Origin of the sequence: Bradyrhizobium sp. McL0616 (genome assembly GCF_049993385.1) — a bacterium.
Lineage (GTDB): Bacteria > Pseudomonadota > Alphaproteobacteria > Rhizobiales > Xanthobacteraceae > Bradyrhizobium.
Map to the genome: position 1 here is coordinate 8578514 of NZ_CP188255.1, position 16974 is coordinate 8595487.

A 16974-nucleotide genomic window follows, 5' to 3' on the forward strand; every position below is an offset into this window, starting at 1 on the left:
CGATGCTCTCAGATCGGCGTCATTCGCGCGATTACCTCAGAGGTAGGACTTGTCCCCTTGGCCCGATTGCTGCATGTCGGTTCCCGCTGGTCTCGTGGGGTTCGGACGTCTTCCGATGTACGATTACGACATGGTGGTGATCGGCTCGGGCCCATCGGGGCGCCGGGCCGCGGTGCAGTGTGCCAAGCTCGGCAAGGCCGTGATGGTGGTGGAGAAGGGCCGGCGGGTCGGCGGCGTCTCCGTTCACACCGGCACGATTCCCTCAAAGACCCTGCGCGAAACAGTGCTGAATCTCTCCGGTTGGCGCGAGCGCGGCTTCTACGGCCGCTCCTACCGGGTGAAACAGGACATCGCGGCGAGCGATCTGATGACCCGGCTCCAGAAGACGCTCGACCACGAAGTCGAGGTTTTGGAACATCAATTCAGCCGCAATCTGGTGCGGACCGCCAATGGCGAGGCGCGGCTGGTCTCGCCGCACGAGGTCGAGATCACCAGCCCCATCGGCGAGATCAAGGTGGTGTCGGCCGCCTTCATCCTGATCGCCTGCGGCACGCGGCCGTTCCGGCCCGATTACGTGCCGTTCGACGGAGCGACCGTGCTCGACAGCGACGAGATCATCGAGCTGCCAAAGCTGCCGCGCAGCCTGGCCGTGATCGGCGCCGGCGTGATCGGCGTCGAATACGCCACCATCTTCAGCGCGCTCGACGTGCCCGTGACGCTGATCGAGCCGCGGCCGACCTTCCTCGACTTCATCGACAAGGAATTGATCGACGAGTTCATGCACGAATTGCGCGACCGCAACGTCGCGCTGCGGCTCGGCGCCAAGGTCAACTCGATCGAGAAGACCGCGCAGGGCAGCATCGTCACGCACTTGTCCGACGGGCGCCACGTCACCACGGAAATGCTGCTGTTTGCGGCGGGGCGCGTCGGCGCCACCGACCGCCTGAACCTCGAGGCGGCCGGCATCGTCGTCGATCATCGCGGGCGGATCTCGGTCGATCCCGTGACCTTGCAGACCAGCGTGCCGCATATTTACGCCGCCGGCGATGTGATCGGCTTTCCCAGCCTTGCTTCCACCTCGATGGAGCAGGGCCGCGTCGCGGCCTGTCACGCACTCGGCATGGAGCCGATGGCGCCGCCGGAATTCTTTCCCTACGGCATCTATTCGGTGCCGGAGATCTCGACCGCCGGCCTCACCGAGGAAGAGGTGCGGACGCGCGGCATTCCCTACGAGGTCGGCATCGCGCGCTTCCGCGAGACCTCGCGCGGCCACATCATGGGCCTGAACAGCGGCATGATGAAGATGATCTTCTCGACCAAGACCCGCCGCCTGCTCGGCGTGCACATCCTCGGCGAAGGCGCCACCGAGCTGATCCATATCGGCCAGGCCGTGCTCAATCTCAAAGGCACGATCGACTATTTCATCCAGAACACGTTCAACTATCCGACGCTGGCGGAAGCGTACAAGATCGCCGGCCTCGACGCGTGGAACAGGATGACGCGGTGAATCTCCACCTCGCCCCGCCCAGTTCTCGTCATGCCCGGGCTTGTCCCGGGCATCCACGTTCTTCGTAGCGCGACAAAGGTCGTGGATGGCCGGGACAAGCCCGGCCATGACGCCGTGGAAGCGTCTGCACGCAAGAACGAAGAGACCAGAATTGAGCGCATGCCTGCATTCCGCCATGCGGGACATCGCGCGATTGCGTTCAGTGCCATCAGCACGTAGCCTTGCCGCCTCAACAAACAAAAAATCCAGCCGGAGAAAACGTCATGGCGCGCCTGAAATTCGGAGCTTTCCTTGCCCCGCATCATCCGATCGGGGAGCATCCGATGCTCCAGTTCCGGCGCGATCTCGACCTGGTCGAGCAGTTGGATAGCCTCGGCTATGACGAGTTCTGGTGCGGCGAACATCACTCGTCAGGCTGGGAGATGATCGCCTCGCCCGAGATGTTCCTCGCCGCGGCCGGCGAGCGCACCAAGCGCATCAAGCTCGGCACCGGCGTGGTGTCGCTGCCCTATCATCATCCCTACAACGTCGCGCAGCGCATGGTGCAGCTCGACCACATGACCGGCGGCCGCGCCATCTTCGGCTCCGGTCCTGGTGCACTTGCATCTGACGCGCACACGCTCGGCATCGACCCGATGACGCAGCGTGACCGCCAGGACGAGGCGATCGGCGTGATCCGCCGGCTCTTCAACGGCGAGCGCGTCACCGCCAAGAGCGACTGGTTCACCATGAACGACGCCGCACTCCAGATCCTGCCGTTGCAGGAAGAGATGCCGTTCGTGGTGGCGTCGCAGATCTCTCCTTCCGGCATGACGCTCGCCGGCAAATATGGCATCGGCATCATCTCGCTCGGTTCGATGACGACGCAGGGCCTGATGTCGCTGCAACAGCAATGGCAGTTCGCCGAGGATGCCGCCAAGAAGCACGGCACCAAGGTCGATCGCGCGAACTGGCGCGTGCTGCTGACCTGGCATGTTGCCGAAACGCGCGAACAGGCCCGCCGTGAGGCCGGCGCCGGACTGATGCGCTGGCACAACGAATATAATGTCGGCACGTTGCAGCGGCCGGGGCTGACCGCATTCGCCTCGCCCGACGAGGCCGTGGACAAGACCGCTTTCGTCGAGGGCGCGGCCTCAGTCATCGGCACCCCCGACGATCTCGTCAAAATGATCAAGAAGGTGATGCAGGTGTCGGGCGGCGTCGGCGCGGTCATCGGTTTCGTGCACGACTGGGCCAATCCGGAAGCCACGCGCCGGAGCTGGGACATGGTGGCGCGCTATGTCGTGCCGGAGATCAACGGCTACATCGATGGGCTGCGCAAGTCGCAAAAATTCGTGATCGAGAACCGCGCGATCTTCGAGCGCGCGGGGCAAGCCGTGATGGCCAAGATCATGGAGAACGACAAGGCCGCCGAAGCGTTGAAGGTGACCGGCCCCGGCCGCGTCGCGATTCCAGCCGTCAACGCGCCCGATTTGCAGAAGGAAGCGGCGAAGCGGTAGGCCCCATTGTCGTTAGGCTTGTAGCGACGTTCACAAGCAGCATATATCGGCCTGTGCTATGCTGACCTCATCAGCCCGGCGCGGGCCGTCATCAATACCGCCGTCGCGCGCCTGTTCGGTCAGCTAACCGGAGCATTCGTCATGTCGATGCAGAATGCGGCCTCGCCCGCGCTCAGCTTCACGGCGCCCAAGCGCAACGAGCTGACGCATATCCCCGGCGACGAGGGCTGGCCGATCATCGGCAAGACTTTTCAAGTGCTGGCCGATCCAAAGGGGCATATTGAAAAGAGCGGCGCCAGATACGGCCCGGTTTACCGTACCCATCTCTTCGGCGAGACCAATGTCGTGCTGCTCGGGCCCGAGGCCAACGAGCTCGTGCTGTTCGACCAGCAAAAGCTGTTCTCCTCGACCCATGGCTGGAACAAGGTGCTCGGGCTGCTGTTTCCGCGCGGCCTGATGCTGCTCGATTTCGACGAGCACCGGCTGCACCGCAAGGCGCTGTCGGTCGCATTCAAGTCCGGGCCGATGAAATCCTATCTCAGCGATCTCGATCGCGGCATCGCCGCGCGGGTGGCTCAGTGGAAGGCGAAGCCCGGCCTGATGCAGCTTTATCCGGCGATGAAGCAGCTCACGCTCGATCTCGCCGCAACATCCTTCCTCGGCGCCGACATCGGACCGGAGGTCGACGAGATCAACCGCGCCTTCGTCGATATGGTCGCGGCTGCCGTCGCCCCGATCCGCCGCCCCCTGCCCGGCACGCAGATGGCGCGCGGCGTGAACGGGCGCAAGCGCATCGTCGCCTATTTCAGCGAGCAGATCCCGCTCCGCCGCGGCAATCACGGCGGCGATGATCTGTTCTCTCACCTCTGCCGCGCCACCCATGAGGACGGCGCGCTGCTTTCCGAGCAGGATATCGTCGATCATATTAGCTTTCTGATGATGGCGGCGCACGACACGCTGACCTCGTCGCTGACCTCCTTCATCGGCGAGCTCGCGGCGAACCCCGACTGGCAGGGCAAGCTGCGCGATGAAGTTTTCGCGCTCGGGCTTGCGGCCGATGCGCCAACCGGGTTTGACGATCTCGAAAAAATGACGCTGTCGGAGATGGCGTTCAAGGAGGCGCTGCGGATCAAGCCGCCGGTGCCGTCGATGCCGCGCCGTGCGATGCGCGATTTCAGCTTCAAGGGATTCATGATTCCCGCCGGCACCGCGATCGGCGTCAATCCGCTCTACACGCATCACATGAAGGACGTCTGGCCGGAGCCCGATCGGTTCGATCCCTCGCGCTTCACCGAGGAAGCCCAGCGCAACCGCCACCGCTTCGCCTGGGTGCCGTTCGGCGGCGGTGCGCATATGTGCCTCGGCCTGCACTTCGCCTACATGCAGGCCAAGTGCTTCGCACGGCACTTTTTGCAGAACATCGAGGTGTCGCTGGAGCCCGGCTACAAGCCGGATTGGCAGATGTGGCCGATTCCGAAGCCGCGGGATGGGCTAAGGGTGAATGTGAAGGCGGTGTAGCCCAAGCCGTCATTGCGAGCGCAAGCGAAGCAATCCAGACTGCCTCTGCGGAAACAGCCTGGATTGCTTCGTCGCATCTGCGCAAAATTGCTTCGCAATTTTGTCGCGAGCTCACTCGCAATGACGAGACTTACCCCGCCCCTTGATCGAATGCCTTGCGCAAGGCCACATAGCCCTGCTGCTGCTGGCTCCAGTTGCGGCCGCCGGTGATGGCGCCGTCGATGACGAGATCGTGGCCGTTGATGAAGCTGGATTCGTCGCTGGCCAGGAACACCGCGGCATGCGCGATGTCGTCAGGGATGCCGGCGCGCGGAATCGGCTGCGCGGTCTTGTAGACCTCGCGCATCACCGCCGGCGTCTTCTCCGCCGCATCGGTCGACAGCCCCAGCGCCTTGCCAAAGATGCCGGTCGCGATCGCGCCGGGCGAGATCGAGTTGACACGCACGTTGGACTCGCCGAGCTCCATCGCCACGCATTTGGTGAGATGGATCACGGCCGCCTTGGCCGCGCCGTAGACGACCGACGAGGAGAAGCCCGCAAGTCGGCCTGCGATGCTGCCATTGTTGATGATGCTGCCGGCCCCCTGCTTCTTCATATAGGGCGCGGCGTGCTTCATTCCGAGCATGACGCTGCGCACCAGCGTCGCCATCGCGGCGTCGAAGCGCTCGACCTCGAGGCCTTCGATGCCGCCGGTCTGTGCCGGGCCACCGGCATTGTTGAACAGGCAATCGATCCGGCCGAATTTCTCGACTGCTAGCGCAATCAGCGCCTGCATCTGCCCTTCGACGGTCACATCCGTCTGGCGGAAAACACAGTTGTCGCCGAGTTGCTTGGCCAGTGCCTCGCCTTCCGGTATGCGCCGGCCTGCGATCACAATTTTGGCACCTTCGGCAACGAAGACTTCTGCGGTACGCAATCCGATCCCGCTCGTCGCACCCGTAATCACCGCAACCTTGCCGTCCAGCCTGCCCATGGAATGTCCCTGTTTTCGAACGATTTGATGTCAAATGGCGAGCGCCAACCGATGACGTCGCCGCGACAGTCGGCACCGCGACAGTCACTATTCCTTCCGGCCGCCGACAAGGCAAGCTTTGCTTGCGCGAGCGACATGCGTAACATCTTCACCTGCCACTCGATTTCTAGACGCATATCGCAACTGGGCTACGCATGGGGAAGCTGATCGATGAATTCCGCAAGGGCTGGCAGGGCGTGGCGCCGCCAACGCTCGGTCTGAGCATCGCCTTTGCGGTGGCCTGCGTGCTGATGGCGACCCTGGCCCGCTGGGGGCTCGCGCATGTGCGCCCCGACGTCTACTTCACGCCGTACTTCCCGGCCGTGTTCTTTGCCGCCGCGTTCGGGGGCTTGCGGATCGGCATCATCACGGCGCTGGTCGGCGGCGTGCTCGGCGTCGTCGTGAATTTCGGCGATGCATTGGCCGATCGGTCCCGGTTCGCCCTGCTGACGCTCTATTGGGGCGTCTCTGCACTCACCATCTGGGGCGTCGAGCATTATCGCACGATGCTGACGGAGCAGCGCCGGATCTCCAAGCGCCTGATCGAGGAAGAGGACTATCGCAAGCTCCTGGTCGACGAGCTCCAGCACCGGCTGAAGAACAAGCTGTCGACCGTGCACGCCGTGCTGCACCAGGTGCTGCACGACGAGCCGCAGGTCTGGACCCGGATCGATCCGCGGCTGCGCTCGCTGGCCGCGACCGACGATCTGATCTCGCGGATCGACAAGGCCGGCTGCGACATCCGCGATCTCCTGATCTCTGAGCTCGGCCCCTACGGCCATGTCCGCTTCACCCTCAACGGCGACCGGTTGTTCCTGCCGCCGAAGCTCGCGGTCACGCTGTCGCTGATGTTTCACGAGCTCGCCACCAATGCCGGCAAGTACGGCGCGTTCTCGGCCCCGCGGGGATTGTTGCAGGTGTCATGGACCGTGAACGACGACCGCCTGACCATCACCTGGGACGAAACCGAGGGGCCGATCATTGACAAAATCTCGGACCCCGGCTTCGGCACCAAGCTGCTAAAGTCCGCGCTATCCGCATTCGACGGCAAGGCCGAGGTCTCGTACCTGAAGACCGGGCTGCATTGCATCATGCAATGCCGCATCCCCAAGAGTGAATAGCCGGCGATAGCCTCGCTGCAACCGAAAGCAGATCGCGCGCGTCGCTTGCTTTCGCAAGCGCCGTTGACCTTCTGTTAATGACGATCGCCAGCGCGCGTCGCAACGCCGCAAATTTCCGCCGGAACACACCCGTATTTCTGCGAACCCCTTAACCAAACCTAAGAGGGAACCGCGCAAGATCGCGCTCATTGCAAGGCGCGCTGAAACAACAAGATTCATGACTTCTATGAACGACAGTAAACATTCCGGCGCGAGCGAGACCGAGCTCGGATTTCTCAAGGAAATCGTTAAATTGCTGCCGGCCGGCCTGACCGTGCAGGACGCGCAAGGCAAGCTCCTTCTGGTTAACGATGTCGCAGCGACCCAGCTCGGCATGGACGGCCGCCGACCGTCACCCGATCTCGCGCAGCGACGGGACGCCTGCCAGCGGGCGCTCACGGCCGGCCAGGCCGTCGTCACCGAGGAAGCGCTCCACGACGGCTCCGCGCGCCAGGTGCTGCTCACCACCCATCGCCCGGTCCGCTTCGCCGGCCGCGACCTCTTGATCTCGACCTCCGCAGACATCACCGAGCAGAAGAATTTCGAGGACCGGCTGTTCCGCTCGGCCTATTTCGACGAGCTGACCGAACTGCCCTCGCGGCGCGTGATTGAACATCGCGTCAACAATTTGCTGGCGCGCGATCGCGCCGGCGAGCGTTTCGCGCTCGCCTTTCTCGACATCGACAATTTCAAGCACATCAACGACTATTACGGCCACACGGTCGGCGATGCGCTGCTGGTCGAGCTGTCGAAGCGGCTCGGCCGCGATTTGCGCGATTCCGACATGCTGTCGCGCATCTCCGGCGACGAGTTCCTGCTGCTGCTCTCGCCGATCCAGAGCCAGCAGGAAGTCGCCGAATTCATGCAATCGATCCTGGCGCGGCTGACCGCGCCGTTCTTCATCGACAGTTCGGAGATTTTTGCCTCCACCTCGGTCGGCGTCAGCCTCTATCCGGATCACGGCCGCAGCTTCGAGATTCTGCGCCAGAATGCCGACATCGCGATGTACCGCATCAAGAACAGCGGCAAGGGATCCGCGGCGTTCTTCGATGCCGGCATGGAGCGCGAAGCGCTCGCGCGCATGAAGATCGAGCAGTCGTTGCGGCTCGCCATCCTCGACAAACGCTTTTGCTGCGCGTTCCAGTCCAAGGTCGACATCCGCACGCAGGCGGTAACGGGCATCGAGGCGCTGGTGCGGCTGCGCGACGACGAAGGCGTGATCCAGGCGCCGGGCTCGTTCATCAACCTCGCCGTCGAGCTCGGCCTGATCGACGAGCTCACCCATCTCGTGCTCGCCGAGATCGTCAAATCGATCGACCTGATCAACGACACGTTCGGCGCGGAAGCGACCATCAGCATCAACGTCGCGGCCAAGCAGGCCGGCAACCTCGAATTCATGCGGAATTTTGCCAAGGCGCTGGAAGAGACCGGCTTTCCCAAGCGCTTCATGATCGAGGTGACGGAGGACGCGTTCGTCGCCACGAACCACTTCCAGTCGGAAATCCTGCCGATGTTCCGCAAGCTCGGCGTCGGCATCTCCATCGACGATTTCGGCACCGGCTTTTCGTCGCTCTCGGCGCTCGCCGACATCACCGCCGACGAGATCAAGATCGACCGATCCTTCATCACCGACATCCATAAGCGCCCGCGCAGCCAGGGCATCTTGCGCGCGATCGAGTCCTTGAGCGAAGCGCTCGGCATGACCGTGATCGCCGAGGGCCTCGAATCCTACGAGGAGCTCGCCTACCTCCAGGCCGCGACCAAGATCCGCTACGCCCAGGGCTATTATTTCGCGCGCCCGATCTTCCTGGAGGAGTTGAAGCTCGCCACGCCGGCTTCCAGCGAGGCACGGGCCAACGTCGCCAACCGCCCGATGCAGCAGAACCGCCAGGGCTATTCGCGCGCGAACGGGTATCGGCGCTGATGGCCTCCCGCAGCCTGACCTTGTGTGACCCGAGCAACCCGATCCAGGGGTGACGGTTCAGGCCAGCGCGTCTCGCGCCTGCCGATTTTTGCGGCAGCCGCGATCCGTTGCGATCGCGTCAAGCCATTGTCATCTGCGTCCCCCACGCAAGGCCACCGTAAGGTGGAATTGCAATGTTCGCACCGTTGTGCAAATCGCTATCGCCAAGGCATTTCGATAAGGAGGGACCATCGTGCGTCTATCATTCATCATAACAACAACCATTGTCGCCCTCGCCGCGGTCACCTCCGCGCGCGCAGACGATCTCAAGGTCGCGCTGATCTACGGCAAGACCGGTCCGCTGGAAGCCTATGCCAAGCAGACCGAGACCGGCCTGCAGATGGGTTTTGAATATGCCACCAAGGGCACAATGACGCTCGACGGCCGCAAGATCGTCGTCATCACCAAGGACGACCAGGGCAAGCCGGACCTCTCCAAGGCCGCACTCGCCGAGGCCTATCAGGACGACAAGGCCGACATCGCGATCGGCACGACCTCGTCGGCCGCGGCACTCGCCATTCTCCCCGTCGCCGAGGAGAACAAGAAGATCTTGATCGTCGAGCCGGCGGTCGCGGACCAGATTACCGGCGAGAAATGGAATCGCTACATCTTCCGCACCGGGCGCAATTCGTCGCAGGACGCGATCTCGAACGCGGTTGCGATCGGCAAGCAGGGCGTCACCGTGGCGACGCTGGCGCAGGACTACGCCTTCGGCCGCGACGGCGTCGCCGCCTTCAAGGAGGCGCTCGCCAAGACCGGCGCGACGCTCGCCGCGGAAGAATATGCTCCGACCTCGACCACCGACTTCACCGCGGTCGGCCAGCGCCTGTTTGATGCGCTGAAAGATAAGCCGGGCCGCAAGGTGATCTGGGTGATCTGGGCCGGTGCCGGCAATCCGCTGGCCAAGCTTCAGGACATGGACCCGAAGCGCTACGGCATCGAGCTCTCCACCGGCGGCAACATCCTGCCGGCACTCGCCGCCTACAAGGGCCTGCCGGGCATGGAAGGCGCGACCTATTACTACTATGACATCCCGAAGAACCCGGTGAACGACTGGTTCGTCGCCGAGCACCAGAAGCGCTTCAACGCGCCGCCGGACTTCTTCACTGCCGGTGGCTTTGCCGCCGCGATGTCCGTTGTCGCCGCCGTCACCAAGGCGAAGTCGACCGATACCGAGAAGCTCATCACGGCGATGGAAGGCCTGGAGTTCGACACGCCGAAGGGCAAGATGGTGTTCCGCAAGGAAGACCATCAGGCGCTCCAGAGCATGTATCACTTCAAGGTCAAGGTCGATCCGAACGTCGCCTGGGCCGTGCTCGAGCCGGTGCGCGAGCTGAAGATCGAGGATATGGACGTTCCGATCCGCAACAAGCGCTGAGTTCAAATTTCCTCTCCCCACGCGTGCGGGGAGAGGATCCTTCCCAAATCCAGAGTTATCCCGATGGCCCTGACGTTAGAGACCCGCGACCTCACCATCCGCTTCGGCGGCCATGTCGCAGTCAACAACGTCACCTGCAGCTTTCGCCCCGGCGAGCTCACCGCCATCGTCGGCCCGAACGGCGCCGGCAAGACCACCTATTTCAACCTGATCTCGGGCCAGCTGCGCGCATCGAGCGGCAGCATCCTGTTCGATGGCACCGACATCACCCAGCACTCCGCACCGCTGCGGACCCGGGCAGGCCTGGGGCGCGCCTTCCAACTGACAAACCTCTTTCCGAATCTGACGGTGGAGGAGAATGTTCGTCTCGCCGTGCAGGCGGCTGATGGCATCCATTACGACATGTTGCGGCCCTGGATGGTCCGCCGCGATTTGATCGCGCGTGCCGATGCCATTCTTGACCAGGTCGCGCTCGGCAACCGCCGCGGTGTGGCCGCGACGGCGCTGTCGCATGGCGACCAGCGAAAGCTCGAGGTTGCCCTCATGATCGCGCTGGAGCCGAAGGTCTTCATGTTCGACGAGCCGACCGCCGGCATGAGCATCGACGAGGTACCGGTCGTCCTCAACCTGATCGCGCAGCTCAAGCAGGACAGGAGCAAGATCATCCTGCTGGTCGAGCACAAGATGGACGTGGTGCGCTCGCTCGCCGATCGCATCATCGTGCTGCATAACGGGCAACTCGTCGCCGACGGCCCGCCGGCCGAGGTGATTGCTTCGCCGATCGTGCAGGAAGCCTATCTCGGCGTCGCCCCCAAGAAAGCTGCAGGGAGTGCCGCATGAGCGACCTTCTCAAGCTTTCTGGCGTGCACACCCATATCGGCCGCTACCACATCCTCCAGGGCATCGACCTCGCGGTTGCGCAGGGGCAGACCACGATGCTGCTCGGCCGCAACGGCGCCGGCAAGACCACGACATTGCGCACCATCATGGGCCTCTGGCAGGCCTCAAGCGGCGAGATCAGCCTCGCCGGCGAACGCATCGAGAGCCGTGCCACGCCCGATATCGCGCGTCTCGGCGTCGGCTATGTGCCCGAAAGCATGGCAGTGTTTTCCGATCTCACGGTGAAGGAAAACCTGGTGCTGGCGGCCCGCGACGGGCCGCTCGACGACACCCAACTCGAGTGGATCTTTGGCTTCTTCCCGGCGCTGCGCCGGTTCTGGCTGTCGCGCGCGGGCAGCCTCTCCGGAGGACAGAAGCAGATGCTGTCGATCGCGCGCGCCATCATCGAGCCGCGCAGGCTCTTGCTGATCGACGAGCCGACCAAGGGGCTGGCGCCTGCGATCGTGATGGCGCTGATCGAGTGCCTGAAGGAGATCAAGCGCAAGGGCGCGACGATCCTGCTGGTCGAGCAGAATTTCTTTGCCGCCCGCGAACTCGGCGACGCCGTGCTGGTGATGGACAACGGCACCATCGTCCATCGCGGCGAGATGGCGGCCTTGGCCTCCGACGTGCCGCTGCAGGAGCGGCTGCTGGGCCTGAGCCTGGAGGCGCATCAGTGACTGAACTTGCCGCAAACGATCCGCTGCCGAAGCCGAAGCGCGACATCGCGCCGATCCTGGTGCCGATCGCGCTCGCCCTCGTGACCATCCCGCTGATCGGCTCGCCCAGCACCTGGCTGACATTGACCGCCGCGAGCCTTGCCATGGGCATGATGATCTTCATCATGGCCTCCGGCCTGACGCTGGTGTTCGGCCTGATGGACGTGCTCAATTTCGGCCACGGCGCCTTCATCGCGGTCGGCGCCTATGTCGCAACGCTGGTGTTCGCGCCGTTCGCGGCCTCGGTGCAGGCCGACTCGCTTTGGATCAATCTCGCGGTGCTGGCGCCGGCGGCGCTGCTCTCGATGGCCGTGTCCGGCGCACTCGGTCTGGTCGTCGAACGCGTGCTGATCCTCCCCGTTTACGGCCAGCACCTGAAGCAGATCCTGATGACGACGGGTGGCCTGATCGTCGCCGAGCAGACGCTCTATGCGCTGTGGGGACCGCAGATCATTCCGATGCCATTGCCGACGTCGCTGCGCGGCTCCTTCATCTTCGGCGACGTCGCGATTGCCAAATACCGCGTGCTGGCGATGCTGATCGGGCTTGCCGTCTTCATCGCGATCCAGCTCGTCCTCAACCGCACCAAGCTCGGGCTTCTGATCCGCGCAGGCGTCGAGAACCGCGAGATGGTCGAGGCGCTCGGCTATCGCATCCGCCGGCTGTTCCTCGGCGTGTTCATGACGGGATCGGCGCTCGCCGGCCTTGGCGGCGTGATGTGGGCGCTCTATCGCGAGCAGGTCCACGCCTCCATGAGCGACGAGCTCACGGTGCTGATCTTCGTGGTCGTCATCATCGGCGGCCTCGGCTCGATCGGCGGCTGCTTCATCGGTGCGATCCTGGTGGCGATGGTCGCAAATTACGGCGGCTTCCTGGTGCCAAAACTCGCGCTCGTGTCCAACATCCTGCTGATGGTCGCCATTCTGATGTGGCGGCCGCGCGGCCTCTATGCGGTGACCAGCCGATGATGATCCTGTCAGGCGATCCGCCGCGCAGCCGAATCCTGACGCTCGTTCTCGTCGTCATCATCCTGGCGCTGGCGGCTACGCCGTTCCTGTTCCCGGGCGCCAAGGCGCTGAACGTCGCAGCCAAGATCTGCGTCTTCGCCGCGCTGGTCGCCTCCTACGACCTGCTGCTCGGCTATACCGGCTCGGTGTCGTTCGCCCACACCATGTTCTACGGCATCGGCAGCTACGCGGTCGCGATCGCACTGTACGGGATGGGTCCGAATTGGGCCGCGGTGGCAACCGGCATCATCGTCGGCTTGCCGCTCGCAGCGCTGCTGGCACTCGCCATCGGCCTGTTCTCATTGCGGGTCGCTGCGATCTTCTTCGCCATGATCACGCTCGCGGTCGCCTCAGCCTTCCAGGTGCTCGCCTCGCAGCTGTCCTGGCTGACCGGGGGCGAGGACGGGCGCAGCTTTCAGCTGCCGGAGCTGCTGCGCCCCGGCACGGTGCTGGTCTCCAAGAACCTGATGGGATTCGAGATCAACGGCCGGATCCTGACTTTCTATCTGGTGTTCGCCGTCTCGGCCCTGATGATCCTCGCCTTGCTGCGCGTCGTGAACTCGCCGTTCGGTCGCGTGCTCCAGGCGATCCGCGAGAACCGTTTCCGCGCCGAGGCGCTCGGCTTCCGCACCGTCTTCCATCTCACCTATGCCAACTGCCTCGCCGCGCTGGTCGCCGCCAGCGCCGGCATTTTGAACGCGCTGTGGCTGCGTTATGCCGGCCCCGACACCTCGCTCAGCTTCTCGATCATGCTGGACATTCTGCTGATGGTGGTGATCGGCGGCATGGGCACGATCTACGGCGCCATCATCGGCGCCACCATCTTCATCCTCGCCCAGAACTATCTGCAATCGCTGATGGGCGTCGCCTCAAAGGCGGCGTCGGAAGCGGGTCTGCCGCTGCTGCCTGGATTGCTGCATCCGGACCGCTGGTTGCTCTGGCTCGGATTGCTGTTCATTGCCAGCGTCTATTTCTTCCCGACCGGCGTGGTCGGACGGCTGCGCAATGGCGGCAACGACAAGAGCGCGGGCGCCTCGCATTAAGCAGCGATTCATGATGCAGCGCAGCGGTTGTTGTCCACTCTGTGCAACCGCGAAGCGATTCACGCTGCGCGCGACGCCGAGGCAACTCCGCAACCGGATTAATCGTTAGGTAACTGGCTTTCCTAAGCTTTACGCCATTTGTGCGGTGTATCCCTGTCCCTCCAGGGGGAGGAAATGCGCGACGTCGTTTCAGGGATGGCAGCCACATTGTCGCTAGCCGCGAAGGGCGGCTGGGACGCTGCCATGCGGCGCGGCCCCGTGCTGTGGCTGACACTATCGGGCGCATTGCTGGTCGCCGGCATCTTCGCCGCCACCACCATGGTGATCGGCGACTTCCGCGAGCGCGCGCTCATCAACAACGAACGCGAGCTGGAAAACACGGTCCTGCTGTTGACCCGCCACTTCGATCAGCAGTTCGAGGATTCCGAAGCCGTCGCCGCCGATCTGATCACGCAGATGAACCTGCCGGACATCGGCTCGCCCGAGATGTTCCGCGAGCGCATGTCGGGCGACGACGCGCACCGCATGCTCGCGAACAGGATCAGCGCCGTGAACTATCTCGGCGACATCGTGATCTACGACGTCAACGGGGACATCATCAACTGGTCGCGAAACGAGCCGCTGCCGAACATCAACGTCTCGTCGCGAGCCTACTTCCAGACCTTCAAATCCAACCCCCAATCCGACCCGGTGCTGCTGGAGACGGTGCGGAGCTTTCTCATCGGCAAGTGGACCACGGTAGTGGCGCGCCGGCTGACGAGCCCGGCAGGCGAACTCCTCGGCATTATGGTGCGGCGGATCGATCCTGGGAGCTATCAGAAATATTTCTCCTCGCTGGCACTCGGAAGCGGCGCCGCTATCTCGCTGTTCGACCGCCGCGGGACGATGCTGGCGCGGCACCCTCACGTCGAGGAACTGATCGGCACGAGCTATGCCAATGGGCCATTGCTGCAAAAGATCGTGGCCGAGGGTGAGCGGCAGACGCTGCGGATCGAGCACAGCCCGATCGATGGCCAGGGGCGCCTGGGCGCAGGCGCGCCACTTCGGCGTTTCCCGATCATCGTCATCGCAACCAATACGGTGGAATCGGCCCTTGCGGATTGGCGCGAGCAAACCCGGTTCATGATCACCTCGGCCACGCTGGCGGCAATCATCATCGCGTTGATCCTGTTCCTGATCATCCGCCAGATCAACCGGCAGAACCGCGAGGCCCAGCAGCGGATTGAATCGGAACGGCGACGGCTCGACACCGCCTTGAACAACATGTCGCAAGGGCTGATCCTGTACGACGCCGCCGGATACATCGTCACCTGCAACCGCCGTTATGCCGACATGTTCGGCCTGTCCACGGACGTCATCAAGCCCGGCTGCCATATTCATGAGGCGATGCATCACCGCAAGGAACGCGGGGCGTTCAGTGGCGACGTCGAGACATTTTGCGCCGAAGTCATGAGGGTCGTCGCCGAAGGCAGGGTCTCGACACGGACCCACGAGCTGCCGAACGGCCGCGCCTTCCAGGTCATCAACACCCCGCTCGCACAGGGCGGATGGGTCGCCACGATCGAGGAGATCACCGAGCGGCGCGATCTGGAGCAGGAGCGCGACCGCAACTACACATTTCTTCGCGAGATCATCGACCACATCCCGTCGCAGATCACGGTGAAGGACGCCCAAACCCGGCAATATCTGCTGGTCAACAGCACCGCCGCGGAGCAATTCGGCCAATCGCGCGAAGCCATCGTTGGCAAGACCCCCTTCGACATATACCCGGATGACACTGCCAGGGTCGTCACCGAGGAGGACAGCAGGGCGTTGCAGGCGGCCACGGGATTGTGCAAGGACGAACATCCCTGGCCGAGCCAGACCCGGGGGCTGCGTTACATCACCTCGACCCGGATCGGCATCCGCGACAAGTCCGGCGAGCCGCGCTACCTCATCAATGTCGTCGAGGATGTCACCGAACGGCGGAGCGCCCACGACAAGATCGCGCATATGGCGCATTTCGACGCGCTGACCGACCTGCCGAACCGCACACTGTTCCGCGATCAGATCGAACGGGAACTGAGGAAGGTCGCCGGCGGCGATCAGTTCGCGCTGCTCTATATCGACGTCGACGAGTTCAAGGGCATCAACGATTCGCTCGGCCACCATGTCGGCGACGAGCTGTTGAAGGCGATTGCTGGCCGCATCCGGGCCTGCCTCAAGCCGGGCGATCTGATCGCGCGGCTCGGCGGCGACGAATTCGCCGTGATCCAGACCAAGATCGAATCATCCGCAGACGTGCTGTCCTTCGTGACGCGGATCCATGAAGCGATCCGCCGCCCCTATCACTGCCTCGGCCATCAGCTCGCCACCGACGCCAGCATCGGCATTGCGCTGGCGCCGCAGGACGGCACCGATCTCGACCAGCTCATCAAGAACGCCGACCTCGCGATGTACGGCGCCAAGGCGGAAGGGCGGCGCACCTACCGCTTCTTCGTGCCGGAGATGGATGCGAGCGCCAAGGCCCGCCTCACCATGGAGCAGGATCTGCGCCAGGCCCTGGTCGACGGCGCCTTCGAGATCCACTACCAGCCGCTGGTCAATCTGCACTCGGGCGCGGTCTCCGGCTGCGAGGCGCTGCTGCGCTGGCGCCATCCCGAGCGCGGCATGATATCGCCGGCCGAATTCATTCCGATCGCCGAGGATACCGGCCTGATCAACGAGCTCGGCGACTGGGTGCTGCGCACGGCCTGCAACGAGGCCGCGACCTGGCCTTCCCATGTGCGGCTCGCGGTCAACGTCTCGCCGGTTCAGCTCAAATGCGACACCCTCGCGCTGAAGATCGCCGGCGCCCTCGCCGCCTCCGGACTCGAGCCGCGGCGGCTCGAGCTCGAGATCACCGAGGCCGTGCTGATCCGCGACGACGAGGCGGCGCTTTCGATCCTGCACCAGCTCCGCTCGATCGGCGTGCGCATCGCGCTCGACGATTTCGGCACCGGCTATTCGTCGCTGAGCTATCTGAAGCGCTTCCCGTTCGACAAGATCAAGATCGACCGCTGCTTCGTCGCCGACATCGCCGATTCCGGCGGCTCGCCCGTGATCGTGCAGGCGGTGGTGAACATCGCCGCCGCCAGCAACATGACCACGGTCGCCGAAGGCGTCGAGACCGAGGCCCAGCGCGAGATGCTGCGCGCGCTCGGCTGCACGGAGATGCAGGGCTATCTGTTCAGCAGGCCGAAGCCGGCGGCCGAGGTGCGCAAGCTGTTCGGCACCAGTGCCGCCATGCCTGTGGCCGCGGTGGCCTGAG

Annotated in this window: 12 protein-coding genes; 11 read left to right on the plus strand and 1 reads right to left on the minus strand. The window is 63.9% G+C overall.

All coding sequences use genetic code 11. From position 1 onward, the window contains the following. The first annotated feature begins 115 nt into the window (after positions 1-115). The 3 genes from sthA to ACPPVR_RS41315 all read left to right on the plus strand — a co-directional run bounded on the left by sthA (position 116) and on the right by ACPPVR_RS41315 (position 4524). Complete coding sequence (gene sthA / locus ACPPVR_RS41305; protein ID WP_426616292.1) at positions 116-1507, plus strand: Si-specific NAD(P)(+) transhydrogenase; 1392 nt, start codon at positions 116-118, stop codon at positions 1505-1507. 263 nt (positions 1508-1770) lie between these two features. Next, positions 1771-3006, plus strand: a complete 1236-nt coding sequence (locus ACPPVR_RS41310) for an LLM class flavin-dependent oxidoreductase (protein WP_426612216.1) — start codon at positions 1771-1773, stop codon at positions 3004-3006. A gap of 141 nt (positions 3007-3147) precedes the next feature. Further along, complete coding sequence (locus tag ACPPVR_RS41315; protein WP_426612217.1) at positions 3148-4524, plus strand: cytochrome P450; 1377 nt, start codon at positions 3148-3150, stop codon at positions 4522-4524. A 130-nt stretch (positions 4525-4654) separates the two neighbouring features. Here the strand turns inward: ACPPVR_RS41315 and ACPPVR_RS41320 are convergent, their stop codons facing one another. Next, positions 4655-5497 (minus strand): SDR family NAD(P)-dependent oxidoreductase, encoded by an 843-nt coding sequence (locus ACPPVR_RS41320; protein ID WP_426612218.1) that lies wholly within the window; start codon positions 5495-5497, stop codon positions 4655-4657. A gap of 194 nt (positions 5498-5691) precedes the next feature. Between ACPPVR_RS41320 and ACPPVR_RS41325 the strand changes: the two genes are divergently transcribed. The 8 genes from ACPPVR_RS41325 to ACPPVR_RS41360 all read left to right on the plus strand — a co-directional run bounded on the left by ACPPVR_RS41325 (position 5692) and on the right by ACPPVR_RS41360 (position 16973). Further along, entirely contained in the window at positions 5692-6657 is a 966-nt protein-coding gene (locus tag ACPPVR_RS41325; protein WP_426612219.1) for a sensor histidine kinase, read from the plus strand. A gap of 226 nt (positions 6658-6883) precedes the next feature. Beyond that, a complete protein-coding gene (locus ACPPVR_RS41330) occupies positions 6884-8620 on the plus strand; it encodes a putative bifunctional diguanylate cyclase/phosphodiesterase (protein WP_426612220.1) in 1737 nt (578 codons plus the stop codon). A gap of 232 nt (positions 8621-8852) precedes the next feature. Further along, positions 8853-10037: a substrate-binding domain-containing protein gene (locus ACPPVR_RS41335; protein WP_426612221.1), complete on the plus strand. Its 1185-nt coding sequence runs from the start codon at positions 8853-8855 to the stop codon at positions 10035-10037. 63 nt (positions 10038-10100) lie between these two features. Then, positions 10101-10877 (plus strand): ABC transporter ATP-binding protein, encoded by a 777-nt coding sequence (locus tag ACPPVR_RS41340; protein ID WP_426612222.1) that lies wholly within the window; start codon positions 10101-10103, stop codon positions 10875-10877. Further along, positions 10874-11596: an ABC transporter ATP-binding protein gene (locus tag ACPPVR_RS41345; protein ID WP_426612223.1), complete on the plus strand. Its 723-nt coding sequence runs from the start codon at positions 10874-10876 to the stop codon at positions 11594-11596. Before ACPPVR_RS41340 ends, ACPPVR_RS41345 begins: the two co-directional genes overlap by 4 nt. Further along, positions 11593-12603, plus strand: a complete 1011-nt coding sequence (locus ACPPVR_RS41350; protein ID WP_426612224.1) for a branched-chain amino acid ABC transporter permease — start codon at positions 11593-11595, stop codon at positions 12601-12603. The genes ACPPVR_RS41345 and ACPPVR_RS41350 overlap by 4 nt, the downstream gene beginning before the upstream one ends. Continuing rightward, positions 12600-13685: a branched-chain amino acid ABC transporter permease gene (locus ACPPVR_RS41355; protein WP_426612225.1), complete on the plus strand. Its 1086-nt coding sequence runs from the start codon at positions 12600-12602 to the stop codon at positions 13683-13685. Before ACPPVR_RS41350 ends, ACPPVR_RS41355 begins: the two co-directional genes overlap by 4 nt. A 174-nt stretch (positions 13686-13859) precedes the next feature. Then, the gene (locus tag ACPPVR_RS41360) at positions 13860-16973 is read left to right on the plus strand and encodes a bifunctional diguanylate cyclase/phosphodiesterase (RefSeq protein WP_426612226.1); all 3114 of its coding nucleotides are present in this window, start codon (positions 13860-13862) and stop codon (positions 16971-16973) included. Position 16974: the final 1 nt, after the last annotated feature.

Excerpts from the sequence above, each read along its gene's own strand:
- sthA (WP_426616292.1), top strand. The coding sequence starts at position 116 with ATGTACGATTACGACATGGTGGTGATCGGCTCGGGCCCATCGGGGCGC.
- ACPPVR_RS41310 (WP_426612216.1), top strand. The coding sequence starts at position 1,771 with ATGGCGCGCCTGAAATTCGGAGCTTTCCTTGCCCCGCATCATCCGATC.
- ACPPVR_RS41315 (WP_426612217.1), top strand. The coding sequence starts at position 3,148 with ATGTCGATGCAGAATGCGGCCTCGCCCGCGCTCAGCTTCACGGCGCCC.
- ACPPVR_RS41320 (WP_426612218.1), bottom strand. The coding sequence starts at position 5,497 with ATGGGCAGGCTGGACGGCAAGGTTGCGGTGATTACGGGTGCGACGAGC.
- ACPPVR_RS41325 (WP_426612219.1), top strand. The coding sequence starts at position 5,692 with ATGGGGAAGCTGATCGATGAATTCCGCAAGGGCTGGCAGGGCGTGGCG.
- ACPPVR_RS41330 (WP_426612220.1), top strand. The coding sequence starts at position 6,884 with ATGAACGACAGTAAACATTCCGGCGCGAGCGAGACCGAGCTCGGATTT.
- ACPPVR_RS41340 (WP_426612222.1), top strand. The coding sequence starts at position 10,101 with ATGGCCCTGACGTTAGAGACCCGCGACCTCACCATCCGCTTCGGCGGC.
- ACPPVR_RS41345 (WP_426612223.1), top strand. The coding sequence starts at position 10,874 with ATGAGCGACCTTCTCAAGCTTTCTGGCGTGCACACCCATATCGGCCGC.
- ACPPVR_RS41355 (WP_426612225.1), top strand. The coding sequence starts at position 12,600 with ATGATGATCCTGTCAGGCGATCCGCCGCGCAGCCGAATCCTGACGCTC.
- ACPPVR_RS41360 (WP_426612226.1), top strand. The coding sequence starts at position 13,860 with ATGCGCGACGTCGTTTCAGGGATGGCAGCCACATTGTCGCTAGCCGCG.